Consider the following 23,740-nt stretch of genomic DNA (forward strand, 5'->3'; position numbering starts at 1 on the left):
TGATTACCGATTAGTCGCGTTCGATAGGCAGGCACACTGATGTGCCCCGCAGCGTGGGAGGCGCTTGTACATGACCTCGACCGGAGTCTCCGCAACAACAGCCCCGGCTACCGGCGAGCAGGTGATCAGCCTGGAGCAACGACGAGATGAGTTGATCGAGGCCGCCGCGGACCACGCGTCGGATATCGCCGACCTGATTCGCCTGTATTTCCGGCATTTGCCACCCGAGGAGTTGATCGCCGATAGCCCGGTCGACCTGGTTGGCATCGTGCGCTCGCACCTGTCCCTCGCCCAGGAACGCGTGCCTGGCCGGCCGGTGGTGCGGCTGTTCAACCCGAACACCGGTGATGACGGCTGGTACCGGCCGGCGACGGTCATCCAGCTCGTCACCGACGATATGCCGTATCTCGTCGACTCGGTGACCGCTGGGCTCGGCCGCGCCGGCGTCCATGTGCAGCGCGTGGTGCACCCGATCATCGTCGTCGGCAGGGACGTGGCCGGCGGTCTGCAGGAGGTCCTCACCCCGGCCGACGTGGATGCGCCACCTGAGGGCGCCGCCACCGAATCCTGGATGTATATCGAGGTCGACCTGCTCACCGATCCAGATCGAGCCCGCGAGCTGGAGAACCGGCTTGCCTCCGTGCTCGGCGACGTGCGCGAGGTCGTGGAAGACACCGGCAAGATGCTCGACGCGGCATTGCGGCTGGCCGATGAGCTGGAGGTCGCCAAGCCGGCATCCGACGAACAGGTCGCGGACGGAGCTGCGTTGCTGCGCTGGCTGGCCGACGGGCATTTCACCTTCCTCGGCTACCGCAACTACGAGCTGGTGGGCGCCGGCCCGGACGAGGACGCGGGCACTGCCGAGCCGGACCAGGATGCCGAACCAGCGTTGCGTGCGGTACTCGCGTCCGGACTCGGTGTGTTGCGCCAGGACAGCTTGGCGGCGCGCAGCCTCATCGCCGGTCCAGACGCGGCCGCCCACGCGCTGTCCAACGACCTGCTTGTGCTCACCCAAGCCAGTGCGCCATCCACCGTGCACCGTTCGGTGCACCCGTACTACGTCGGCGTGAAGACCTTCGACGAGGATGGCAACGTCACCGGCGAGCACCGGTTCCTTGGCCTTTTCAGCACCACAGCGCTACATGAGAACGTCCTGGACATCCCCGTTGTGGCGCGTCGCGTCCGCGAGGTCATCCACCGCGCGGGCTTCCCCATGGAGTCCTACTCCGGTCAGCGGATGCTCGAGGTGATCCAGAACTGGCCGCGGACGGAACTGCTGTCCACCGACAGCGACTCCCTGTACAACGCGGCCACCGGGGTGCTCGCGCTCGCCGAACGCCGCAGGCTGCGCCTGTTCCTACGCCGCGATCCGTACAGCCGCTTCTACTCCTGCCTGGTGTTCCTGCCACGGGACAGGTACACCACCACGGCCCGGTTGGCCATGCAGGAGCTGTTGCTCGCCGCACTGGAGGGCACCAACCTGGAATACGGCACCCGGGTAGGCGAGACCGCGCTGGCCCAGGTGCACTTCACCGTCTACACGGACCAGTCGAACCAGGTTGAACCCGACGTTCCGCGCTTGCAGGAGGCGCTTGCCGACGCTGTGCGCAGCTGGGACGACCGGATGATCGACGCGATCCTGCGCGAACAGCGCGCGGCAGCCGAGTCGGGTTCGGCGATTACCGGTGAATCCGCCAACGAGCTTGGCCAGGCGTACGCGGCGGTGTTCCCCGAGTCCTACAAGGAGGAGCGCACCGCTGATGAGGCGCTCGCCGACCTGCGCAGGTTGCAGCGCCTGCGCGACGGCGATATGGATATGTCGTTTTACATGCCGGCGGATGCCGCCCCTGGGGAGCGGCGGTTCAAGCTGTACCTGCTCGGCGCCGGCGTAACGCTGTCCCAGGTACTGCCCGTGCTGCAGCAGATGGGCGTCGAGGTCATTGACCAGCGCCCCTACGAACTGCGCAGGGAGGACGGCCAGCGCAGCTGGATCTACGACTTCGGGCTGCGCATCGACCCCGCGATCCTGGAACAGCTCACCGCTGACGGGCTCGAGTCCCTGCGCCACCGGTTCGAGCAGGCGTTCGCGGCGACCTGGCGGGGTGAAGCCGAAGGTGACCGGTTCAACGCCCTTGTGCTGCGCGCCGGGATGACCTGGCGGCAGGCCGCGGTGCTCCGCGCGTACGCGCGTTACCTGCGGCAGGCGGGCATCGCATACAGCCAGACCTACATCGAAGACGCCGTACTGCGGCACAACGAGATCGCCAAGTCGTTGGTGCGGCTGTTCGAAGGTCGCTTCGACATCAACGGTGGCAGCGGGTCAAGGGAAGGCCAGTCCAAGGCCGTCGCCGCCGAGATCTCCGCCGCGATCGACGAGGTCACCAGCCTCGACGCGGACCGGATTCTGCGCGGCCTGCTCAGCGTCATCATGGCGACCCTGCGCACCAACTACTACGTCACCGACGAGCAGGGCGCGCCCCGGCCATATCTGTCCATCAAGCTCGAGCCGCAGGCGGTACCGGATCTGCCGGAACCGCGCCCCGAGTTCGAGATCTACGTGTACTCCGCACGGGTGGAAGGGGTGCATCTGCGCTTCGGTTCGGTTGCCCGCGGTGGGCTGCGGTGGTCGGATCGGCAGGAAGACTTCCGCACCGAGATCCTTGGCCTGGTGAAGGCACAGGCGGTGAAGAACGCCGTGATCGTACCGGTGGGCGCCAAGGGCGGGTTCGTGTTGAAGCGAAGCCCCGCGCCAACCGGCGATGCCAGCCTGGACCGGGAGGCCTTCCAAGCCGAAGGAATTGCCTGCTACCGGATGTTCGTCTCGGGCCTACTCGACGTGACGGACAACCTTTCCGGTGGCGTGACGGTGCCGGCGAGGGATGTGGTCCGCTACGACGGGGACGACACCTACCTGGTCGTCGCCGCGGACAAGGGCACCGCGACGTTCTCCGATATCGCCAACGAAGTAGCTATGAGTTACAACTTCTGGCTCGGTGACGCCTTCGCCTCCGGTGGTTCGATCGGCTACGACCACAAGGCGATGGGGATCACCGCACGTGGCGCATGGGAGGCGGTGAAGCGGCACTTCCGGGAGCTGGGCGTGAACACCCAGACCGAGTCGTTCACCGTGGTCGGGGTCGGGGACATGTCCGGCGACGTGTTCGGCAACGGGATGCTGTGCTCCGAGCACATCCGGCTGGTCGCCGGATTCGACCATCGGCATATCTTCATCGACCCGAATCCGGACGCGGCCACCGGCTACGCCGAGCGCCGCCGGCTGTTCGAACTGCCCCGCTCCTCCTGGGAGGACTACGACAAATCGCTGATCAGCGAGGGCGGCGGGGTATGGCCGCGAACGGCCAAGTCGATCCCGGTCAGCGAGCAGGTCAGGCAGGCGCTCGGGATCGCCGAGGGCGTCACCAAGCTGACGCCGAACGAGCTGATGCAAGCGGTATTGAGCGCGCCCGTTGACCTGCTGTGGAACGGCGGCATCGGCACCTACGTCAAGGCATCCACGGAAACCCATGGTGAGGTCGGCGATCGCGCCAACGACGCCATCCGGGTTGATGGCCAGGATCTGCGGGTCAAGGTGGTGGGTGAGGGCGGCAACCTCGGGCTGACCCAGCGCGGCCGGATAGAGTTCGCTCGCAACGGCGGCCGCGTGAACACCGACGCGCTGGACAACTCCGCTGGCGTGGACTGCTCGGACCACGAGGTGAACATCAAGGTCCTGCTGGACAAGCTGGTCGCCGAAGGCAAGTTGGATCAGCCGGGGCGTAACGAGCTGCTCGCGCAGATGACCGACGAGGTCGGTGAACTGGTGCTGACCGACAACTACCGGCAGAACTCGGTGCTCGGGGTCAGTAGGGCGCATGCCGAGCCGATGGTCTCCGTACACCAGCGGTTGGTCACCGATTTGGAGGAGTCCGCCGGTCTGGACCGTGAACTGGAAGCGCTGCCTACCCAGCAGCAGTTCAAGGCACTGGACAAGGCTGGCCAAGGCCTGACCTCTCCCGAACTCGCCACGCTGATGGCTCATGTGAAGCTTGCGCTGAAGCAGGATGTGCTGAACAGCGAGCTGCCGGACGCGGAAGTGTTCGCGCGCCGGCTGCCGGAGTACTTCCCCACCGAGCTGCGCGAGCGGTTCGGCGCCGCCATCGGCGACCACCCGCTGCGTAGGCAGATCATCTCGACGATGGTCGTCAACGAGGTGGTCGACGGCGGCGGGTTGTCCTACGCCTTCCGGCTACATGAGGAGCTGAACACCACCTCGACCGAGGCCGTTCGCGCGTATTTCGTGGTGACCAGGGTGTTCAACTTGCCCGAGGTGTGGGCGGAGATCGACGCGCTGGACAACACGGTGTCCTCGGACGTCACGGACAACCTGGTACTCGAGACGCGCCGGCTGCTCGACCGTGCCTCGCGCTGGTGGCTGACCAACCGCCCGCAGCCACTGGCCGTCGGCGCGGAGATCAACCGGTTCGGCGCGCTGGTGCAGAACCTGGTGCCACAGGTCCCCGAGTTGCTACGCGGTCAGGAGCTGGTCGTGGTGCGCGAGCACACCGAACAGCTGATCCAGGCCGGCGTATCGGCCGAGCTGGCGAACCGGGTAAGCGGCTTGCTGAACAGTTACGGCCTGCTCGACGCGATTGAGGTCGGCGAGCTCGCCGAGCATGAAGGCGGGGTGGAGCGCAGTCACGAGGAGTCGGTCGAGCTGTACTTCGCGCTGTCCGAACACCTGGGCATCGACAGCATGTTGACCTCGATCAGCGCGCTCGAGCGGGGCAACCGCTGGCATGCGCTCGCCCGCCTCGCGTTGCGTGACGACCTGTACTTCTCGCTGCGCGCGATTACCTTGGACGCCCTACGACAGAGTGATCCGGGGGACAGCGCGGACGAGAAGATCGCCAAATGGGAGCACGCCAATGCCGCGCGGTTGAACCGTGCTCGCGTCTCGCTTGATGAGATCGAGCGGTCCGGGCGGTTGGACCTGGCAACGTTGTCCGTAGCAACCCGACAGATTCGCAGCATGGTCCGGTGAATCCGGCTGAGGAGGTGAGCTGATCCGGTGGCGCCATACCTTGCCGAGGTGCGCCCGCGCTGGTCGGATATGGATGCCTTCGGGCACGTCAACCACGCCAACCTGGTGACCCTGCTCGAGGACGCGCGCATCGAGTTGTTGTTTACCGCGGCCAAACGGGCGGGTATCACTGGGATGGCGCGCGGTTCGGTCGTCGCCAGGGTGGTCGTGGATTACCACACGCCGTTGGTTTTCGATGGGTCCGCGGTTCGAGTGGAGATGGCGGTTCGCGAGGCGCGGGCGGCGTCCTTCTTGATCGACTACACGGTGCGTGCCGGGCTGTCCGAGGTTGAACCGATTGTCGCGACGGCGGAAACCCTGATCGTGCCCTACGACCTGGTTGCCGCGCGGCCACGCCGGCTGACCTCGACCGAGCAGGCGTTTCTGAGGAGTTGGGATGGGCAGGTGCGGCATGGTTGAGTCCGGCGGATATGGGGCTGGAATCGCGGCCGCCGCCGGTACCGGAGAACACCCCAGTACCGGAGAAAACCCCAGTACCGGAGGGAATCCCCGGCTGCGTATCCCGGACGCGGCGCAACGTGACGATCTCGGCGCGTTCGTGGCCCGTGCGGTGCGGCTGGATCAGCAGATCGTGGTGCGGTTGAAGAACCGGGCAGGACCGGGTGAGGGGCCCGAGGACGACGTGGTCGAGGCCTGGGTGGCCACGCCGTTCGATGTGCTGGCCACCCGCGCGGTCGCCGGTTCGGTAGTGCCATCGGATGCCACGGTGTCCGGCAACGAACTGCTGGCCGAACTGGCCGTGGTTGGCGGTGCTGAGCTGAACGCGGGAACGCCCCGGGATCTGCAGTGGCGCTCCGCGCTGCCCACGACGGGGGGTTGGCAGGCCGTGGACGAGTTGCCGGCCACGGTCGTCGCCGAACTCGCTGACTCCGGGATCGCGCTTGCCAGGGAGAACGCCGGACCGCACGGCACCCCGCCGGCGTCGTTGCTTGACCAGACGGTGCTCACGGTCAGTGGTTCGGACACGACCGTGAAGATTCCGCTGCGGTGTTTGTTCGCGCTGTCCGGGATGGGGTTCATCGGGACGAACGGCTCGGACGAGATCGTCCGCGTCAGCGCCACGGATTCCTGGTTGCGGATCGATGCCCGATTCGGCGCGGTTGTGCGTCGCCGGCACGCCCTGTTGCCCTTGCTGGTCTGAGGGCGAACCGAACCCGTCCTCGGTATGCGGCGTACACCAGAAGTGCGGTTTCGCCGGACACGCGCCGCCTCGGCGAGTATTTTGAGACGAACCGCGCGAGGAGGTGGTCGCCATGCCGGAGAACGGGCACGACGGCTGGATCGACCGGAACGTGACCGAGCCCGTCGACTGGGAACAGCAGGCTGGCCCGGCTCGACCACGGCATATTCGGGAAGCCGAGGCCGCCCAGCTGGGACCGGAGACGCCCGAGAAGTGGCGCAGGGTCCGCGCGGTCGCCGAAGCCGCTGGTAAGGCCGCTCCCTATGTTGGCGCGGCCGGACTGGTCGGCTACGCCGCCACCGAGGATTGGGACGGCGACGGGCACGGTGACCTCGTCGATCTTGGCGACTACGGCGATTCTTTTGGCGGCTGGGGCGGCGAGTCCTAGTCCTCGGCCGCGGGAATCAGCCAGGCCGCGGTTTCGCCAGGGAGCTCGCCACCGCCGGAGGTGTCGGCGCTGTCTATCGGACCGCTGGAGAGCAGTATTTCTCCGGGCGGCAGTGGCACCGGGGCCGCCGAGGTGTTCAGCGCGCAGATCAGCCCGCCACCTTTGCGACGGAAGGCGAAACAGCCGGGTGGCGCGCCGTACCACTCCAGCTCCTCCCCGGAGAACTCCGGGCGTTCCCGGCGAAGTTCCAGTGCGCGCCGGTAAAGCGACAACACCGAATCCGCGTCCTCGAGCTGGGTTTCCACGGTAAGGCCGGCCCAATCCTCGGGTACCGGCAGCCAGGATCGTGTGCCGGTGGAAAAACCGAACGGCGCCTGTTCGCCTTCCCACGGCAGCGGAACGCGGCAGCCGTCTCGACCTCGGTCGACATGTCCGGAGCGTTCCCACACCGGATCGCGTAGCGCCTCGTCGGGTAGGTGCACATCCGGCAGGCCGAGCTCTTCACCGTTGTACAGAAAGGCAACGCCCGGCAGCGCCAGCATGACCAGCGCCATCGCCCGGGCGCGGGCAAGGCCTCGCCAGCCGTCGCCGTACCTACTCACCTGGCGGCCGACGTCGTGGTTGGCCAGCGTCCAGGTTGGCTGCGCGCCCGGTCCGCGTACGGCGTCCAGCGAATGCTCGATCGCCTCGCGAATCCGGTTGGCGTCGAAATCGGTGGTGAGTAGCCGGAAGTTGAACCCCAGCTGGAGTTCGTCAGCGCGCAGATATTTGGCGAACCGCTCGTCATCCAGTATCCACAGCTCGCCGACAGCCATCCGCCCTGGATAGCTGTCCAGCACTTTGCGTGCCATCCGGTGGATATCGTGCACGCTGTCGTTGTCGAAACGCGGGTCGTAAACCCCGGGTACGACCAGCGCGCCGGAGTCTCCGGCCGCAGGCTCCATATCCGGCAGGTCGGGTGGTTTCGCCATCGCGTGCGCCACGTCGATCCGGAAACCGTCCACTCCGCGGTCAAGCCAGAACCGCATGGTCTGCTGCAGATCATCCTGCACTTCGGGATTCGCCCAATTCAGATCGGGCTGCTCGGTGTCGAAAAGGTGCAGGTACCACTGACCATCAGCTACTCGCGTCCACGCGGGACCGCCGAACACGCTGGTCCAGTTGTTCGGCGGCTCGGTGCCATTCGGGCCCCGGCCGTCCCGGAACAGGTAGCGCTCGCGTTCCGCGCTGTGTGGCGGGGCCTGCAGCGCTTCCTGGAACCAGTGGTGCGCGCTGCTGGTGTGGTTTGGCACCAGATCGATGGTGACCTTGAGGCCGTACCGGTGTGCTTCGGCGACCAGCGCGTCGAAGTCGTCCAGCGTGCCGAACCTGTCGTCCACCGCGCGCGGGTCGGCCACGTCATAGCCGTTATCCGCCATCGGCGAGGGGTAGAACGGAGTCAGCCACAGCGCGTCTACGCCGAGCAACTCCAGGTAGCCCAGCCTGGCGCGGATTCCGCGCAGATCGCCGATCCCGTCGCCGGTTGAGTCGGCGAAGGACGGCACATATACCTGGTAGAAGACACAGTTCCGCCACCAGACGTCCTCGTCGGTAGCCGATTGCCGAATGCCAGCTGACCTACGCACAGCTTGTCATGTTGCCACAGCTATAACGGAAAGTGATCGTCGAACGGGATCGCGACCGATTTGTCTAGCTAGATCGGGTGACTAATCCCAGCTGTTCATTAGCGAGTGCGCCGCCATTTCCAGGTACTGCCAGAGCCGGTCTCGTTGCTCTTCCTGCAGGTCAGCCTCGTCTACCGCGATTCGCATGCAGCGCAGCCAGGCGTCCCGTTCGAACGGGCCGATCTTGAACGGTGCATGCCGCATACGCAGGCGCGGATGTCCGCGTTGCTCCGAATAGGTGTGTGGTCCGCCCCAGTACTGCATCAGGAACAGCCGCAGCCGTTCTTCCGCGGGGCCCAGATCCTCCTCCGGATAGAGCGGACGCAGCAGCTCGTCCTTGGCTACCTCCGCGTAGAACCTGGCGACGATCTGCCGAAACGTCTGCTCGCCGCCAACGAGGTCGTAAAAGGTTTCCGAGGTCGCCATATCGGTCATTGTGTCCTATCCATGAGAAGCGGATCGCCTGCCGGGGCCTCAGGCGTCGCCCTGCTGGGCGGTGCTGGAGCCGCCCTGCGGGCCGGTCCCGAACAGCCGTGCCATCGGTGGTTCGAAGCCGGCGTCCTCCAGCGCGGCCATGATCCGGCCGCGCAGTACCCGCTGCACCCGCCATTGCTGTCCCGGTCGTACCTTCACGGTCAACCGCAGCGTCAGACTCTCCGCGGAGACCTGTTCGACGCCGAGCACCTCGGGCGGTTCCAGGACGTGCTGCGCGATGCTGTCGTCGGAGGTCGCCTCCTCTGCCACCGCCGCGAGCAGTCGCGTCGCTTGCTCGACATCCGCCTCGTAACTGACCGGAAGATCCACCACGGCGACCGCGAAACCCTGGCTGGAGTTGCCCACCCGGATCACCTCGCCGTTGCGCACGTACCAGACGGTGCCACCCACGTCGCGCAGCGTGGTTACCCGTAGGCCAATGGCCTCGACGGTGCCGCTTGCTTCACCTAGATCCACCCAATCGCCGACGCCGTACTGGTCCTCCAACATCATGAACATTCCGGACAGGAAGTCCTTGACCAGATTCTGCGCGCCGAAACCGAGCGCGACCCCGAGAATGCCGGCCGAGGCGATGATCGGCCCTAGCTGGATGCCCAGCTCGCCGAGGATCAGCACGAAGGCAAGACCGAAGACCACGAAGGACGTGATCGACTTCAGCACCGAGCCGATCGTGCGTGCCCGTTGCCGCCGACGTTCCGAGTTCAGCGCGCTGAGACCGGCCGGGGCCCGCTCTCGCAGCGGCCGCAGGATCGCCGGTGTCTTGATGCCGTTGCCGCTGGTGAGCCGGTTGATCACCCGGCGGGCCAGCCAGCGCACCACGAAGGCGATCACCAGGATCAGCAGGATGTTGAGCGGCTTGGCGACCAGCCACTCGGCCGAGGAAGCCAGCCAATCGTTGTGCGTCAGGCGGTAGATCTGGTCGCACCAGCTGCCGGCGGACTCCGTGCAGGCCGGCGGTGTTGGCGCCGGGCCCTGTGCGATGGGCGGGAGATCCGGTGCGGCGACGAAGTTGCCGCCGAGCGGGGTCTCGGCGGCATGGACAGCGGTGGTAGGTCCGTTCATCTGCGGTTCAGTCATGCTCCAGCCGTGCGGGGTGGCGGCGCGGTCATGCTCCGGGGTGGGCCGCCAGTGGGTTCCTCCGACCAAGGTACGTGCGTTTGAACAACCGTGCGCGGGAGTGATCACCTCGCCGGCGCTATGTGTTTGGTGACACGTCACGCAACAGACGTGCGTTCCGGGGGCCAAATGTGGTCGACTATGCCTGCACCTGTGGAGGTGGTCGAGTGCCAGATCGACATCCAACCCGAATAGGCGCCCCGGATCGCGCCGTGACCCGGGCAGCGTCTGAGGGCACGCTGCGCTCCGGGCCAGGTACTGCCCTTCGAAGTTGGAGTCGATCACCCGAGACCGGTTCGCTGGATCCCGCTGCCGAGAATGGCGCCCAGCACCGGTCAGGACTGGCGGCCTCGGTGCCGTGGGCGCGGCGCAGGGTGCTGCTACTCAATGCGACGTTCGAACCACTCACCGCCTTGCCGATGCGCCGCGCGATCGTGCTCCTTGTCTGTGGCAAGGCCGAGATCGTGCATGGCGATCCGACCGGCATGGTGCTGCATTCGGCGAGGTCGAACGTGCTCGTGCCGTCGGTGATCAAGTTGAGCAGCTATGTGCGCGTGCCGTATCGCGGTCAGGCTCCGCTGACCCGCGCCGGGCTGATGCATCGCGACCGGTACCGTTGTGTGTACTGCGGGGCCCGCGCGGAAACCATCGATCACGTGGTGCCGCGTAGCCGGGGTGGCGCGCACAGCTGGCAGAACTGTGTTGCCTCCTGCGCCAAGTGCAACCACCGCAAGGCCGACAAACTGCTCACCGAACTCGGTTGGCGGTTGTGCACGACGCCCAGCGCCCCGCGCGGGATGCATTGGCGACTTCTCGCCGATGTACCGGACGCGGACCCGTTGTGGCGGCCGTATCTGGGTGCGCCGGCTGCCTGATCCGGACGTTTGCGCCGCGTCATCCGGACCCTCGACGCCGGACTGATGTTCAGGCGGCGGCGCTGGCGGTGATCCGCGTGCCTTCGGCATGACCGGTGATGCGGGTTCCGCTGGTCTTGCTGGTGATGCGGGTGCCTTCGGCGTGGTTGGTGATGCGGGTTCCGCTGGTGATGCGGGTTCCGCTGGTCTTGCTGGTGATGCGGGTGCCTTCGGCGTGGTTGGTGATGCGGGTGCCGCTGGCCTTGCTGGTGATCCGAGTGCCCTCGGTGCGGTTGGTGATGCGGGTGCCGCTGGCCTTGCTGGTGATCCGAGTGCCCTCGGTGCGGTTGGTGATACGCGTGCCACTGGTGATGCGGGTCCCACGAAGAGCCGAATCGAACGGGAGGGATTGGGTACCCGACGTGACCACTCGGTCGGCCGCGGCCGTGCTACCAACAGCAGAGCCAGAAGCGATCAGTAGCTCCTTGTTCATCTTTTGGGGGAGCGGGCTCGCCTGAATGGGTGGGAAGGTGATGTACATGGCGTATCCTCTCCGCGATGCTGACTGGTCAATCTGGGGGATTGGCCAGGTTGCAAGGTCCGTCTAGGTGAAAAGCTAGAAGTGTTCCGCGGTGTCGACAAGCGGCAAACGATGAGTGGGTCCGCCTGTACGGTGAGTTGCCAACCTTCGCGCGCCGATACTGCGCTTAACGACCGAGGTCAAGCGGCGACAGTCGGGGGAGAATGCGAGGTTTGTGACATGGTCCACCTGGATGTCACGTATTGCGTTCGCGTACGCGAGATTGTGTGTTCCTGGGCGCTTCTCGCGGCACCGGTGCGCTGGAAACCGCCGTTGTCCGCTACGGTACGAGCGTGAGCGTGATGGAGACGATCCTTGTCTTTGCGGTGGCTCCGCTCGCCATCTATGGCGTGCTCAGCCTCATGACGTTGCGGCGCAAGTCCGCAGGTGCGGGCCGTTATCGTCCTGGTCAGGAATGGGACTACCCGGCACAGTGGTGGACCGCGAATCCCGCGGGGATCAGCGCCGACCACCCCAGCCGGGTCGCGGCGGGCGCGGCGGACGAGGCCGCCCCGCAGATGGAAACCGGAGGTGCACGTGGCAGCTGGTAAATTGGCTACTGTCCCCGCCGATTATCAGCCGGCCCACGGCGAAGCGGTGACGGCGAGCGGCCGACTGTCGGCCGCGCAAAAGGTCGACCTCGATGAGCCAAGTGGACCATTCACCCCGGTCCAACTGACGCATATCGATGAAGCGTTGACATTGTCCAGTCGCACCACCGGGCTCGATTTCAGCGTTTATCTCGGTGACCTCGGTGAGGACTCCCGGCACAACGCCGAACTGCTGCTTCGGTCCACCGCGGATGGTGGCGCCGAGTCCGTACTCGTCGCGATCTCGCCGAACCAGCGCGTGCTGGAGATCGTGACCGGCCCCGAGGCGCGGCGCCGGCTGCCCGATCGCGGCTGCAAGCTCGCGGTGATGAGCATGGTCGCCTCCTTCAAGGAAGGCGATCTGGCCGGCGGGCTCGTCAGCGGGCTCCGGATGCTCACCGACGCGGCCGGAACCCCGCCCAACGACTAGGTCCCAACGACTCGCTCCCCAAGACCAGCGGGATGAGTGGACTGGTGCCCCGACCCACGGAGGATTCGGGGCACCAGAACACCGCACCTGAGCAGCCGGGCATGCTGGCCCTTCGTCAGGACTGGTCGAATTCACGTGCTGCCAGTGCCCGCACGATCCCTGCCCGCCCCTCGGAGACGAGCCTGCGCAGCGCCGGCGGATGATCGCCGGCCAGCCACTCGTCCGCCACGCGCACCGTCTGCTGGTCCACCGCCCAGGCGGGGAACAGCCCAAGGACGACCGGTTGCGCCCGCTCACTTGACCTGCGCGCCCACACCTCCGCCACCTCGGCGAAATAGTGCTCAACGTAGTCCGCGATCAGCTGCTTCTGCGCCGGATGCGCGAAGCCCGCGATGATCGACTCGTTCACCGCGTTCGGCAGTTCGTCGTCGTGCACCGCACGCCGCCATGCCTCGGCCTTCGCCGTCGCGGTCGGCCGCAGCGCCCGAGCCCGCTCCGCATGCCGCTGGCCGGTCGCGGTCGGATCACGGTCCAACTCGGCCGCGATCTCGGCTTCGCCGGCAGCGCCGTGCGCCACCAGCGCGAACAACAACCGCCAGCGCAGATCCGTGTCCACGACCAGCCCCTCGAGCGGGGCGCTGCCGTCCAGCCAGCCAGCGAGTACCGACACCTTGTCCGCCGTCAGTACCGAGGCGGTCAGGGCGTTCACGAAGGCGAGCTGGTGATCCGAGCCGGCTTCACCGGAGCGCGCGAGATCGAGCAAGCGATCGGTGAACCGCGCCCACCCTTCGGGAGCCCACCGCGGGTCGGCGTACGAGGACAGCGCGGCCTGCGTCTGCATCAGCAGCCGCTGCACCACGCCCACCTCGCTTTCCGCGTGCAGCCCTCGGCACACCAGCGTGACGAAATCGCGCGCTTTCAGCTCGGCTTCCCTGGTCATCTCCCAGGCCGCGGACCAACACAGCGTCCGGGGCAATGGATCGGTGATATCCGCGATCCGATCCACCAGCGTGGTCAGCGAATCCACGTCCAGCCGCATCGCGCAGTAGGTCAGGTCATCATCATTGACCAGCACCAGCTTGCCGCGATCCACGCCGACCAGCTCGGGCACCTCGGTGCGCTCGCCGGAGACATCGAGTTCAACGCGGTGCGTACGGACCAGCCGGCCGCTGCCGTCCTCGTCGTAGATCCCGATCGCGGTGCGGTGCGTACGCAGCTCGCCAGCACCGGGCTTGGCCCCAGTCTGCAGCACCGCGAACTCCTGGAAGGTGCCGTCGGTGGCCACGCTGAACTTCGGGCGCAGCGCGTTCAGCCCGGTCGTTTCCAGCCACTGCGCGCTCCACCAGGACAGGTCGCGGCCGGATGCCTCTTCAAGCGCCGCGAGTAGATCGGCAAGGGTGGCGTTCTGCCAGGCGTGCTTGCCGAAATACACCTTCAGCCCGGAAAGGAAGTTCTCCTGGCCGACGTAGGCAACCAGTTGCTTGAGCACGCTCGCGCCCTTGGCGTAGGTGATCCCGTCAAAGTTCACCTCAACGGCCTGCAGGTCCGGGATATCCGCGGCGACCGGATGGGTGGACGGCAGCTGATCCTGGCGGTACGCCCAGGACTTCTCGATATTCGCGAAACTCGTCCAGGCATGCCGGTATTCGGTTGCCTCGGACTGCGCGAGCACGCTAGCGAAGGTAGCGAACGACTCGTTCAACCACAGGTCGTTCCACCAGCGCATGGTGACGAGATCGCCGAACCACATATGCGCCATCTCGTGCAGCAGTGTCTCGCAGCGCCGCTCGTAGGCGTAGCGGGTAACCCGGCTGCGGAACACGTAATCCTCGAGAAAGGTGACGCAGCCGGCGTTTTCCATCGCGCCCGCGTTGAACTCGGGCACGAACAGCTGGTCGTACTTGCTGAACGGGTAGGTGACGCCGAAGTTCTTGTGGTAGAAGCCAAAGCCCTGCTTGGTTTCGGTAAACAGCCGCTCGGCGTCCATGTACTCGGCAAGGGAGGACCGGCAGTAGATGCCGAGCGGAATCGTGCCGTGCTCGTCGGTGAAGCTGTCCCGCCACTGCGCGTACGGCCCGGCGACAAGTGCGACCAGATAGGTCGAGATGCGCTCGGTGGTGGCGAATACGGTGCGCACGGCACCTTCGGGGGTGCGCTCGGTGGATTCGACCAGCGCGTTGGACACCACATGCCAATCGGCTGGGGCGAGCACCGTCAGCTGGTAGGTCGCCTTGAGATCCGGCTGATCGAAGCAGGCGAACATGCGCTTGGCGTCCGCCGTCTCGAACTGGGTGTAGAGGTACACCCCGCCGTCCACCGGGTCGACGAACCGGTGGAGTCCCTCGCCGGTGTTCATGTACTGGCAGTCGGCCCGCACGGTCAGCGTGTTCTGCGTGTTCAGCGCCGGCAACACGATCCCGGTGTCCTCGGCGTAGTCGCCGAGTTCGACCGGCGCACCGTTGAGCTCGGCCGCGTGCACGGTCGGGGCGATCAGGTCCACCCAGCTGTCAATGCCTTGGGTAGCGGTGAAGTTGATCGTGGTCACCGAAGAGAAGGTCTGCTCGCCCGGCCCGCCACGACCGTCGGTCAGATCGAGCTCGATGGTGTACGAGTCGACGTCCAGCGTTTCGGCACGCTGCTCGGCTTGTTGTCGGGTCAGATTGGGCGGGGCCACTGCGCTCCTCAGGTCACGTCGTTGCTGGTTTCCGCGGCAATCCAACCACGTGCGTCGAGTACTTCGCGCGGCATGGAAGAACTGCGGCGATCCGCGGGTTGACGGGGGTAGTGAACCCGCGTTTTGGCGGTTGCGCGGTTACCGCCATCCAGTCCGAGATATGGAGTGTTTGATGAGTCCTTCCCAGCAGGAGTCCACCCGGCCGACCAAGGTCGACTTCTACTTCGACCCGCTCTGCCCGTTCGCCTGGATCACCTCGCGCTGGATTCTGGAGGTGGAACAACACCGCGAGATCGACCTGCGGTTTCGGGTGATGAGCCTGTCCGTGCTCAATGAGGGTCGGGACGACCTGCCCGAGCAGTACCGGGAACTGATGACGGCCGGTTGGGGACCGGTGCGCGTCGCGATCGCCGCCGCGCAGCTCAAGGGCGAGGAGGTGCTGCGCGACCTGTACACGGCGATGGGTCGGCGCCTGCACAACGAGGGCGTCCAGGACTACCTGCGGGTCATCGACGAGGCACTTGCCGAGGTTGGTCTACCGGCCGAACTGGCCAACGCGGCGACATCGACCGAGTACGACGAAGCGCTGCGGAAGAGCCATCACGAGGGCATGGACCCGGTGGGAATGGATGTGGGTACGCCCACCATTCACGTGGACGGCGTGGCCTACTTCGGCCCGGTGCTCACCAAGATCCCCCGCGGCGAGGATGCCGTGCGGATCTTCGACGGCGCCCGGCTGCTTGCCGGCTACGAGCACTTCTTTGAGCTCAAGCGCACTCGCACCGGGGAACTCGACTTCAACTGAGTCGGTCGCGCGAGGTTCGGCGAGATTGTCCGTCGCGATGGGTATGGCAAGGTGACGGGTAGACGTGTGGCGCCTGATACGCCTACGACGCCGAACGAACCCAGACGATGCCTCGAGGAGGGATCCATGACGGCTCCGGTGACGACCCGCAATACGCATGTGATCGACGGCGAGCAACTTGCTGGCGGCAGCGAACGGATTGAGGTCGTCAACCCGGCGACCGAGGACGTGATCGCGAGTATCCCTGCCGGCTCGGCCGCCGAGGTGGATGCCGCGGTCACCGCGGCGCGTAAGGCCTTCCCATCCTGGGCCAGCACCCCGCTCGCCGAGCGCGCCGCGCTGGTTCGCCGTATCTCTGAAGGGCTCGCCGCCCGACACGCGGAAATCGCGGCGACGATCACCGCGGAAATGGGTTCACCGATCTCGTTCGCGCAGAAGGTACAGGCGAGTATCCCCGTCGCTACCTCGAAGGGGCTCGCCGACCTGCTGGAAGGTGGTTACTCCTTCAGCCAGGAGATCGGCAACTCACTGGTGCTGCGCGAGCCGATCGGCGTGGTGGGGTGCATCACGCCATGGAACTATCCGCTGCACCAGATCGTGAACAAGGTCGTGCCCGCGCTGGCAGCCGGCTGCACGGTCGTGCTCAAGCCGAGCGAGATCGCACCGCTCAACGCGGGCATCCTGATGGAAGTGCTTGCCGAGGCAGGCGTGCCGGCTGGCGTGGTGAACCTGGTGCACGGCACCGGTCCGGTGGTGGGTGAGGAGATCGCCGGCCACCCGGACATCGACATGGTGTCGTTCACCGGTTCGACACGGGCAGGGCGCCGCGTTTCCGCCGTCGCCGCGGATACCGTCAAGCGGGTAGCCCTCGAACTGGGCGGGAAATCGGCCAACATCGTGCTGGACGACGCCGACCTCACCAAGGCGGTCAAGCTTGGGCTGGCGAACACCTACATCAACGGTGGGCAGACCTGTACGGCCTGGACCCGGATGCTGGTTCCGGCGGACCAGCACGACGAGGTGGTCGAGCTGGCAGGAGCGGCCGCCGCGAAATACACCGTTGGCGACCCAACCGACGAGTCGACCAGGGTCGGGCCGATGTCGTCGGCGACGCAGCGGGAGCGCGTGCTCGGCTATATCGAACGAGGCGTGGCCGAAGGTGCCACGGTCGCCTTCGGTGGCGCCGATACCTCAGCGTTGCCGGCTACCGGGGCCTATGTGGCGCCGACCGTATTCGCCAATGTGCGGCCGGAGATGACCATCGCGCAGGAGGAGATCTTCGGGCCGGTGCTGTCCATCTTGCCGTACCGGGATGAGGACGAAGCGGTGGAGATCGCCAACTCGACGATCTACGGCCTGGCCGGTGCGGTGTTCTCGGCTGACGACGAGCGGGCCATGTCGGTGGCAAGGCGGATGCGGACCGGACAGGTCGACGTGAACGGCGGCGGCTTCAACCCGCTCGCCCCGTTCGGTGGGTACAAGCAGTCCGGCAACGGCAGGGAGCTAGGGCAGTTCGGACTCGAGGAGTTCACCGAACTCAAGTCGATCCAGCGCTGAGCGCCGCGGTGCGGGCGAGCGCCGTACGCGTGGTCTCCGCGGGATAGGGCGACCGCGCGATGGCGCTGTCCGCATCGCGCGTACCAGCCTGTACCTCGTGGCACAGCGCGGCAAGGATCGCGATATCGCCACGCTGCGCGGTGGCGAAGGCGGGGCTGGCCGGATCGCCGTGCCCTGGTTGCAGGACGGCGGGTTCCAGCGCCAGCATCGTGTCCAATGTGGTCGGCCACTCGTTCGGGTAGGCCTCGTCGAACTGTGGCGGTGCGCCGTGTTCGAGTAGATCCCCGGCGAACACGATCCGCTCCTGTGGCAGGTGTACCACGACATCGTGATCGGTGTGCCCTCGTCCCGGGTGTAGCAATTGGACAGTTCGGTCACCGAGATCCAGTTCGACGGAGACTTCCAGGAAAGTATCCGGCGGGACGAGGCGGGCGTGTGCGAGCGCGCCCGCGATATCCGGTCGGTTTTCCTCGCGGTAGCGCTCGACCCAGTGAGCTCGGCCTGCCTCGGCGTACTGGCGAAGCCAGTCCGCGCAGCGCCGGTGTGCCCATACCTTGGTCGGGGTGAGCGCGGCGGTGCCGAAGGTGTGGTCGAAATGACCGTGCGTGTAGACCACCGCATACGGCAGCGTCGTGATCTCGCTGATCGCGGTGGCCAGCTCCGCGCCCTGGGTCTCGTCCCCTCGGGTATCGACGACCAGTGCGGACCGTGTTCCGACGATCAGACCGATCGACAGATCCAGTTCCGGGTAGCGGCGGACCAGCACGCCATCGCTGAGCGTGAGCCATCGTCCATCAGTCATCGCTGAGCACCGGTTTTCCGTTGGTTGGGTTTCGCGCTACTGGGTTTGTACTGATGGGACCGTATCGCTTCAGCGGGCACCTGGATCAATCGAAGGGCATGCCTCCGCACGGCGGCCGATATCGCGTTTGGCAGACTTCCCGATGTGCGCGTCTACATTGGTTCCGATCATGCGGGCTTCGAACTGAAGTCCTACCTGGTTGCTCATCTGACCGAGGCAGGCCACGAGGTCGTCGACGTCGGCCCCGCCGAATACGACGCCCTCGACGACTACCCGCCGTTCTGCGTGGCGACCGCGCGTCGAGTGGTAGCCGACGAAGGCAGCCTCGGCGTGGTGCTCGGTGGCTCCGGCAACGGTGAACAGATCGCCGCGAACAAGGTGCCAGGCGCGCGCGCCGCGCTCGCCTGGAGTGCCGAGATCGCCCAGCTGGCGCGGGAGCACAACGACGCCCAGATCATCGGGGTGGGCGCGCGGATGCACTCGCCCGAGGAGGCGGCGCGGATCGTGGATACCTTCGTTGCCACCCCGTTCTCCGGTGATGAACGGCATATCCGGCGGATCGAGATGCTGCGCGACTACGAGCGCACCGGAGAGCCACCCGCGCTGCCGACCGCCTGACGGCATGCCGGAAGGGCATACGCTGCACCGGCTGGCGCGGCTGCACCAGCGAAGGTACGCGGGTGAACCGGTGGCGGTATCCAGCCCGCAGGGCCGGTTCGCGGAAAGCGCCGCGCGGATCGACGGTCGGGTACTGCGGGCCGCCGAAGCACACGGCAAACACCTGTTCCACGAGTACGGGCCGGATGCCGTGGTGCATGTACATCTGGGGCTGTACGGGAAGTTCAGCGAGGCGAAGGTGCCGGCTGGCCCACCGATCGGCCAGGTGCGGATGCGGATGGTCGGCCAGCGCTACTGGACGGACCTGCGTGGGCCGAACGCCTGCCGGCTGATCACCGAGGACGAGGTGGCGGCTGTTCGCGCGCGGCTGGGTCCGGACCCGATCCGCGGGGACGCCGACCCGGACCGCGCCTGGCAGCGCATTTCGCGGTCGCGGACGTCAATCGCCACATTGCTGATGGACCAGTCGGTGCTCGCCGGCGTCGGCAATGTGTACCGGGCCGAGGTGTTGTTCCGGCATGGCTTGCCGCCGCTGTTGCCCGGCAGGGAACTGGACTCGCCGGACTGGCAGGCGATCTGGACGGATCTGGTGCGCCTGATGCGGTTGGGGGTACGCACCGGGCGCATTGACACCGTCCGTCCCGAGCACCTGCCCGAGGTGACTGGACGGGCGCCCCGCGAGGATCCGCACGGTGGCGAGGTGTACGTCTACCGGCGGGCTGGGCAGCCGTGCCTGATCTGTGGCACGGAGGTGCGCATTCAGGAGCTGGCCGGCCGCAAGCTCTACTGGTGCCCGACCTGCCAGCCAGCCTGACCTCGCTAACCCTAAAGAACGCGATCACAGCGGGTGCACAAGAGCCCCGATGCCCGCAAGATCCCTAGAGATTGCGGGCACCGAGGGTGTGCCTGCTCAGAAGCCGAAGTCGCCGAAGCCGCCCATGTCGCCGAAGTCTCCACCACCGAAGTCGCCACCCATGTCGCCGCCCATGTCACCGCCGTCGCCCATATCGCCTTCGCCGCCCATGTCGCCGCCGCCGTCCATATCGCCGCCCATGTCACCCGCGGCGTAAGGCACTCCGGCCATCCCGGCGAACATCGTGCTGAAGAGCATCATCGAGCCGACACCCCAGGCGCCAGCTACCAGCGCGGGCTTCCACCACGGCTGGCTGTACCAACCCTGTGGCACCGGCCGACCGGCGACCCGACCACCGGGGTAGTAGTGCGGCGTGTTCGCGCCCGGCTCCGGCGAGGCCTCGTAGTCCTCGCCCTCCACGGTGACCTTGCGGTGCTCGCTGACCTTGCCGGCGTCCCGCTGACCGTTCAGCATCGGCGGCTCCGGTCCGGGGTCCATGCCCATCGCAACCCGCGCGGCGCGCACGTAGTACAGACCCTCCGCGGCGGTCTCGGTGACCAGGCGACACTGCTCGACGCTGGTTGCCTGCTCCATCTGGGAACCCGCCGCGGTGTAGCGCTCGGCGGCATCCGCGATCGCCTGCTGGGACGCGGTGTCCGTCCCGGTGAGGTTCATGACCTGGCCGCCGAGGCGCTCGACCCAACGGCGGGACTCGGCCTTGGCGTCTTCCAGGCGTTGCTGGCGAGCCGCTGCGTTCTTGCGCACGGTGACCACGCCGAGCCCGATGATCACGATCACGAGCGCGAGCAGGATCAGGGGTGTCTCCACTCCTACCTCCCAGGGGTGATTCTGAACGGGACAACGCGGACACCGGTCCGGAAGTTCCCGGGAACGTTTAGCCGGGTGGCCACGTCATCGGTCGGCCGGCCAACACATGACAGTGCACATGGAAGACGGTCTGATTGGCGTCGCGTCCAGTATTGAACACGAGTCGGTAGCCGGACTCGACAACCCGGTCGATTCGGGCGACCTCCGCGGCCGCGGCGAGCACGGCGCCGGCCAGTGGCGGATCGGCCTCGGTCATCGCCGCCACGTCTGTGTGGTGCGTTTTCGGGATCACCAGCACGTGGGTGGCGGCCTGTGGGCTGAGATCGCGGAAGGCGAGCACCGAATCGGTTTCGTGTATCACCGTGGCCGGTAGCTCACCGTGGACGATCCGGCAGAACACGCACTGCATAGCGCTTCCTAACGCAGAGTTTTGCTGGCCGGGGTCAGGCATGATCAGCAGCCAGACCGTAGCAGGCGAACTATTGTCAACTCGGCTGCTATATAAGAAAGTGCTTATATAAAGCCTGAGTTGGTTAACTGGAACAGCGGCGAGGAACTGGAGACGACCATGACCGTGGCGGCACCGAAGATCACCACTTTCCTGATGTTTGAAGGCAAGCAGGCGGAAGCGGCGATGAACTTCTACGTTTCGCTGTTCGCCGACGGAGCGATCCTGTCGATGACCCACTACGGACCGGAAAGCGGTCCGCTGGCCCGTCAGGTTCAGCATGCGACGTTCACCATCGCGGGGCAGCGGTTGATGTGTATCGACAGCAGCATGCCGCACGACTTCGGGTTCACCCCGGCCGTGTCGCTGTACGTGCAGTGCGATACGGCCGAGGAGATCGATCGGTTGTATGCCGCGCTTTCCGAAGGTGGCGGCGAGTTGATGCCGCTGGATTCCTACGGCTTCAGCGCCAAGTTTGGCTGGCTGACCGACCGGTTCGGTGTCTCCTGGCAACTGAACCTGGCGTAATCGTCCACAGTGCACGAAACACGCCGTCACCGGCTGATCGTGGTCGATTGCTCCACACGAGACAGTTTCGCCGGGTTGCGCACATAGAACAGTCCGGTGATCAGCCCAGCTTCCATGCGGACTGTGAATACGCCGTCGAGTTCCCCGTTGACGCGGCTGAGCAGCGCCGGGTTTCCGTTGATCAGCACGGGTTCGAAGGAAAGTAGTCCACCCGCGTCGATCCCGGCGCTGAGCAACCTGGCGACCTTGTCCGCGCCGACGATCGGGCGCGGCATCACCCGGCGAGCACCCCCGCCATCGCCCATCGCGACGACGCCCGGTGCCAGGATGTCGACCAGATCCTGTACCTCGCCCGTGGTGATCGCCCGTTGAAACGCCGCAAGCGCCGCCTTGGTTTCGGCTGAGGTGGTGCCGGTGCGTGGCCGGCGAGCGGCGACGTGTTCCCGGGCGCGATGCGCGATCTGCCGGACCGTCGCCGCGCTCTTGTCGACCGCGTCCGCGATCTCGCGATAGCTCACGTCGAACACCTCACGCAGCACGAACACGGCGCGCTCGGTGGGGGTGAGGGTTTCCAGTACCAGCAGCATCGCGATCGAAACGCTTTCCGCCAGCTCGACGTCTTCGGCTACGTCGGGGGCGGTCAGCAGCGGTTCGGGTAGCCAGGGGCCGACATAGGACTCCTTGCGCCGGCTGAGCGTGCGCAGCCGGGTGAGCGCCTGGCGGGTGGTGATCCTGATCAGGTACGCGCGGGCGTCCCTGATCGCGGCGTGCTCGACATCGGCCCACCGCAGCCAGGTTTCCTGCAGCACATCCTCCGCGTCCGCCGCCGAGCCGAGCATTTCGTAGGCAACCGTGAACAGCAGGTTCCGGTGGGTGAGAAACGCATCGGTCGCGGAGTGCTGCTGGTCTTCCGTCGCGCCGGGTCGCGCCGCGCTGGCCATAGTGGTCTCCGTTCGCTCGCTGCTGCTTCCCCAGAGGACCCCGGACCGCGTGGGTTTGTGACAGGCCCGCCAGTGTCCTGTACTCAGCTGTGTCCTACGCCACTTTAGGTGCTTGAGGTCCGCGCCGGTTGTCACGCGAACCGGGGCGCCGGCATCTCCATGTCGACTAGTTGAGCCGATCAGGAGGTCACCATGAGGATCGTGGTTGTGGGCGCCGGCTACGCGGGTACGTTCGCGGCGAACCGGCTGGCAAGGAAGCTACCGGCGGCCGAGGTCACGGTGCTCAACGCGCGGCCCGAGTTCGTCGAGCGAGTTCGGCTGCACCAGCGGATCGTGGGATCGCACGAGGCGAGTACGCCGCTGAGCGCGATGCTGCGGGATGGCATTACCGCGCGGGTGGGCGTGGTGGACAAGCTCGGGGCGGGCGCGGCGCATCTCGCCGATGGTGCGAGCCTCGAATTCGACTACGCGTTTCTCGCGGTCGGTAGTGCCTCCCGGCCCATGCCTGGCACTGTGCCGGTGGACAGCTGGGAAGGTGCGCAGCGTGCCCGCGCGGCGCTGGCCGCTCTAGGCGCGGGCGACACCGTGACGGTGGTCGGGGGAGGTTCGACGGGCATCGAGACGGCGACCGAGGTTGCCGAGGCGCGACCGGATCTCCGGGTGCGGCTGGTGGGTGCGGCGATCGCGGACTACTTCGCGCATTCGGCGCGTGACCGCGTGCTCGCCGGACTGGCACGGCTGAACGTCGAGGTTGTCGCCGACACCGTGGTCGATATTGCCGAGCGCGGTACGGGCGCTGGTCCAACCGCTGGGCTGCTGCGGCTCTCCTCCGGGGCGAGATTGTCCAGCGAACTGACCCTGTGGGCCGTGGTGGCCGAGGTGCCCGCGCTGGCGGCGCGAAGCGGGCTCGAAGTCGATGCGAGCGGCCGGGCGGTCGTGGATCACTACTTGCGCAGTGTGAGCGATGGGCGGATCTTCGCGATCGGGGACTGTGCGGGCGTGCCGGGCGCCAGGTTCGCCTGTCAGGTGGCCCTGCCACAGGCCTCGCACGCGGTCGATACGTTGGCGCGGCTGGTCGCCGGGCGGGTGCCCAGGCCGTACTCCTGGCGCTATTTCGGTCAGGGTGTCAGCCTCGGCCGCAAGGACGCGGTGAACCAGTTCGCGTACCGCGACGACACGCCCCGGCGGGCGTATTTCGCTGGCGGTGCCGCGGCGCTGACGAAAGAGGCGGCCAGCCGAGGTATTCGGGCGGTCACCCGAGCCGGCATTGGTATCTGACCACTGGGTT

Annotated in this window: 22 protein-coding genes; 13 read left to right on the forward strand and 9 right to left on the reverse strand. The window is 66.6% G+C overall.

Translation table 11 applies throughout. From position 1 onward, the window contains the following. The first annotated feature begins 70 nt into the window (after positions 1 to 70). The 4 genes from EV191_RS20815 to EV191_RS20830 all read left to right on the forward strand — a co-directional run bounded on the left by EV191_RS20815 (position 71) and on the right by EV191_RS20830 (position 6,669). Complete coding sequence (locus EV191_RS20815) at positions 71 to 5,041, forward strand: NAD-glutamate dehydrogenase (protein WP_132878818.1); 4,971 nt, start codon at positions 71 to 73, stop codon at positions 5,039 to 5,041. Between the two features lie 27 nt (positions 5,042 to 5,068). Then, a complete protein-coding gene (locus EV191_RS20820) occupies positions 5,069 to 5,500 on the forward strand; it encodes an acyl-CoA thioesterase (protein WP_132878819.1) in 432 nt (143 codons plus the stop codon). Continuing rightward, positions 5,493 to 6,242: a DUF8185 domain-containing protein gene (locus EV191_RS20825; RefSeq protein ID WP_243659098.1), complete on the forward strand. Its 750-nt coding sequence runs from the start codon at positions 5,493 to 5,495 to the stop codon at positions 6,240 to 6,242. Before EV191_RS20820 ends, EV191_RS20825 begins: the two co-directional genes overlap by 8 nt. Positions 6,243 to 6,354: 112 nt before the next feature. Beyond that, positions 6,355 to 6,669 carry a hypothetical protein gene (locus EV191_RS20830; RefSeq protein WP_132878820.1) on the forward strand — a complete coding sequence of 105 codons (315 nt, stop codon included), beginning with the start codon at positions 6,355 to 6,357 and terminating at the stop codon, positions 6,667 to 6,669. Here EV191_RS20830 and EV191_RS20835 read toward each other — a convergent pair. The 3 genes from EV191_RS20835 to EV191_RS20845 all read right to left on the reverse strand — a co-directional run bounded on the left by EV191_RS20835 (position 6,666) and on the right by EV191_RS20845 (position 9,905). Further along, positions 6,666 to 8,294, reverse strand: a complete 1,629-nt coding sequence (locus tag EV191_RS20835; protein ID WP_132878821.1) for a glycoside hydrolase family 13 protein — start codon at positions 8,292 to 8,294, stop codon at positions 6,666 to 6,668. The two genes, EV191_RS20830 and EV191_RS20835, sit on opposite strands and share 4 nt — an antisense overlap. 81 nt (positions 8,295 to 8,375) lie before the next feature. Further along, the gene (locus tag EV191_RS20840) at positions 8,376 to 8,759 is read right to left on the reverse strand and encodes a globin (RefSeq protein ID WP_132878822.1); all 384 of its coding nucleotides are present in this window, start codon (positions 8,757 to 8,759) and stop codon (positions 8,376 to 8,378) included. Between the two features lie 48 nt (positions 8,760 to 8,807). Beyond that, positions 8,808 to 9,905, reverse strand: coding sequence for a mechanosensitive ion channel family protein (locus tag EV191_RS20845; RefSeq protein WP_243659099.1), 1,098 nt, complete (start codon positions 9,903 to 9,905; stop codon positions 8,808 to 8,810). 251 nt (positions 9,906 to 10,156) lie between these two features. Between EV191_RS20845 and EV191_RS20850 the strand changes: the two genes are divergently transcribed. After that, positions 10,157 to 10,819 (forward strand): HNH endonuclease, encoded by a 663-nt coding sequence (locus tag EV191_RS20850; protein ID WP_165913036.1) that lies wholly within the window; start codon positions 10,157 to 10,159, stop codon positions 10,817 to 10,819. Between the two features lie 49 nt (positions 10,820 to 10,868). Here EV191_RS20850 and EV191_RS30615 read toward each other — a convergent pair whose 3' ends face one another. Beyond that, the gene (locus tag EV191_RS30615; protein WP_243659119.1) at positions 10,869 to 11,339 is read right to left on the reverse strand and encodes a YdhT family protein; all 471 of its coding nucleotides are present in this window, start codon (positions 11,337 to 11,339) and stop codon (positions 10,869 to 10,871) included. Between the two features lie 332 nt (positions 11,340 to 11,671). Here EV191_RS30615 and ctaJ point away from each other — a divergent pair, with 332 nt between their 5' ends. Then, positions 11,672 to 11,929 carry an aa3-type cytochrome oxidase subunit CtaJ gene (gene ctaJ, locus EV191_RS20860; protein WP_132878824.1) on the forward strand — a complete coding sequence of 86 codons (258 nt, stop codon included), beginning with the start codon at positions 11,672 to 11,674 and terminating at the stop codon, positions 11,927 to 11,929. Continuing rightward, the gene (locus EV191_RS20865) at positions 11,916 to 12,398 is read left to right on the forward strand and encodes a DUF5130 family protein (protein ID WP_132878825.1); all 483 of its coding nucleotides are present in this window, start codon (positions 11,916 to 11,918) and stop codon (positions 12,396 to 12,398) included. The genes ctaJ and EV191_RS20865 overlap by 14 nt, the downstream gene beginning before the upstream one ends. Before the next feature lie 115 nt (positions 12,399 to 12,513). Here EV191_RS20865 and pepN read toward each other — a convergent pair whose 3' ends face one another. Continuing rightward, entirely contained in the window at positions 12,514 to 15,072 is a 2,559-nt protein-coding gene (pepN, locus tag EV191_RS20870) for an aminopeptidase N (protein WP_132878826.1), read from the reverse strand. 172 nt (positions 15,073 to 15,244) lie between these two features. On the opposite strand from pepN, the gene EV191_RS20875 reads away from it, so the two are divergent. Beyond that, positions 15,245 to 15,877: a mycothiol-dependent nitroreductase Rv2466c family protein gene (locus EV191_RS20875; protein WP_132878827.1), complete on the forward strand. Its 633-nt coding sequence runs from the start codon at positions 15,245 to 15,247 to the stop codon at positions 15,875 to 15,877. A 126-nt stretch (positions 15,878 to 16,003) separates the two neighbouring features. Beyond that, positions 16,004 to 17,434, forward strand: a complete 1,431-nt coding sequence (locus tag EV191_RS20880) for an aldehyde dehydrogenase family protein (protein WP_132878828.1) — start codon at positions 16,004 to 16,006, stop codon at positions 17,432 to 17,434. Here the strand turns inward: EV191_RS20880 and EV191_RS20885 are convergent. Continuing rightward, on the reverse strand, positions 17,415 to 18,236 hold the full coding sequence (locus tag EV191_RS20885) for an MBL fold metallo-hydrolase (protein ID WP_132878829.1): 822 nt from the start codon (positions 18,234 to 18,236) through the stop codon (positions 17,415 to 17,417). The two genes, EV191_RS20880 and EV191_RS20885, sit on opposite strands and share 20 nt — an antisense overlap. 144 nt (positions 18,237 to 18,380) lie before the next feature. Between EV191_RS20885 and EV191_RS20890 the strand changes: the two genes are divergently transcribed. Together EV191_RS20890 and EV191_RS20895 are read left to right on the forward strand one after the other, a co-directional pair. Beyond that, a complete protein-coding gene (locus EV191_RS20890; protein ID WP_132878830.1) occupies positions 18,381 to 18,854 on the forward strand; it encodes a ribose-5-phosphate isomerase in 474 nt (157 codons plus the stop codon). A gap of 4 nt (positions 18,855 to 18,858) precedes the next feature. Continuing rightward, entirely contained in the window at positions 18,859 to 19,668 is an 810-nt protein-coding gene (locus EV191_RS20895) for an Fpg/Nei family DNA glycosylase (protein ID WP_132878831.1), read from the forward strand. Positions 19,669 to 19,764: 96 nt separating this feature from the next. Here EV191_RS20895 and EV191_RS20900 read toward each other — a convergent pair whose 3' ends face one another. Next, the gene (locus EV191_RS20900) at positions 19,765 to 20,535 is read right to left on the reverse strand and encodes a hypothetical protein (protein ID WP_132878832.1); all 771 of its coding nucleotides are present in this window, start codon (positions 20,533 to 20,535) and stop codon (positions 19,765 to 19,767) included. A gap of 67 nt (positions 20,536 to 20,602) precedes the next feature. Continuing rightward, positions 20,603 to 20,944, reverse strand: coding sequence for an HIT domain-containing protein (locus EV191_RS20905; RefSeq protein WP_132878833.1), 342 nt, complete (start codon positions 20,942 to 20,944; stop codon positions 20,603 to 20,605). Positions 20,945 to 21,103: 159 nt separating this feature from the next. Here EV191_RS20905 and EV191_RS20910 point away from each other — a divergent pair, with 159 nt between their 5' ends. After that, positions 21,104 to 21,511: a VOC family protein gene (locus EV191_RS20910; protein WP_132878834.1), complete on the forward strand. Its 408-nt coding sequence runs from the start codon at positions 21,104 to 21,106 to the stop codon at positions 21,509 to 21,511. A 26-nt stretch (positions 21,512 to 21,537) separates the two neighbouring features. Here the strand turns inward: EV191_RS20910 and EV191_RS20915 are convergent, their stop codons facing one another. After that, on the reverse strand, positions 21,538 to 22,452 hold the full coding sequence (locus tag EV191_RS20915) for an RNA polymerase sigma-70 factor (protein WP_132878835.1): 915 nt from the start codon (positions 22,450 to 22,452) through the stop codon (positions 21,538 to 21,540). A gap of 192 nt (positions 22,453 to 22,644) precedes the next feature. Here EV191_RS20915 and EV191_RS20920 point away from each other — a divergent pair, with 192 nt between their 5' ends. After that, on the forward strand, positions 22,645 to 23,730 hold the full coding sequence (locus tag EV191_RS20920; protein WP_132878836.1) for an NAD(P)/FAD-dependent oxidoreductase: 1,086 nt from the start codon (positions 22,645 to 22,647) through the stop codon (positions 23,728 to 23,730). The last annotated feature ends 10 nt before the right edge of the window (positions 23,731 to 23,740 follow it).

Origin of the sequence: Tamaricihabitans halophyticus (assembly GCF_004340875.1) — a bacterium.
Classification (GTDB): Bacteria; Actinomycetota; Actinomycetes; order Mycobacteriales; family Pseudonocardiaceae; genus Tamaricihabitans; species Tamaricihabitans halophyticus.

Excerpts from the sequence above, each read along its gene's own strand:
- EV191_RS20910 (WP_132878834.1), top strand. The coding sequence starts at position 21,104 with ATGACCGTGGCGGCACCGAAGATCACCACTTTCCTGATGTTTGAAGGC.
- EV191_RS20885 (WP_132878829.1), bottom strand. The coding sequence starts at position 18,236 with ATGACTGATGGACGATGGCTCACGCTCAGCGATGGCGTGCTGGTCCGC.
- EV191_RS20895 (WP_132878831.1), top strand. The coding sequence starts at position 18,859 with ATGCCGGAAGGGCATACGCTGCACCGGCTGGCGCGGCTGCACCAGCGA.
- EV191_RS30615 (WP_243659119.1), bottom strand. The coding sequence starts at position 11,339 with ATGTACATCACCTTCCCACCCATTCAGGCGAGCCCGCTCCCCCAAAAG.
- EV191_RS20840 (WP_132878822.1), bottom strand. The coding sequence starts at position 8,759 with ATGGCGACCTCGGAAACCTTTTACGACCTCGTTGGCGGCGAGCAGACG.
- EV191_RS20830 (WP_132878820.1), top strand. The coding sequence starts at position 6,355 with ATGCCGGAGAACGGGCACGACGGCTGGATCGACCGGAACGTGACCGAG.
- EV191_RS20915 (WP_132878835.1), bottom strand. The coding sequence starts at position 22,452 with ATGGCCAGCGCGGCGCGACCCGGCGCGACGGAAGACCAGCAGCACTCC.
- EV191_RS20825 (WP_243659098.1), top strand. The coding sequence starts at position 5,493 with ATGGTTGAGTCCGGCGGATATGGGGCTGGAATCGCGGCCGCCGCCGGT.
- EV191_RS20880 (WP_132878828.1), top strand. The coding sequence starts at position 16,004 with ATGACGGCTCCGGTGACGACCCGCAATACGCATGTGATCGACGGCGAG.
- EV191_RS20920 (WP_132878836.1), top strand. The coding sequence starts at position 22,645 with ATGAGGATCGTGGTTGTGGGCGCCGGCTACGCGGGTACGTTCGCGGCG.
- EV191_RS20815 (WP_132878818.1), top strand. The coding sequence starts at position 71 with ATGACCTCGACCGGAGTCTCCGCAACAACAGCCCCGGCTACCGGCGAG.
- EV191_RS20905 (WP_132878833.1), bottom strand. The coding sequence starts at position 20,944 with ATGCAGTGCGTGTTCTGCCGGATCGTCCACGGTGAGCTACCGGCCACG.
- EV191_RS20845 (WP_243659099.1), bottom strand. The coding sequence starts at position 9,905 with ATGACTGAACCGCAGATGAACGGACCTACCACCGCTGTCCATGCCGCC.
- EV191_RS20875 (WP_132878827.1), top strand. The coding sequence starts at position 15,245 with ATGAGTCCTTCCCAGCAGGAGTCCACCCGGCCGACCAAGGTCGACTTC.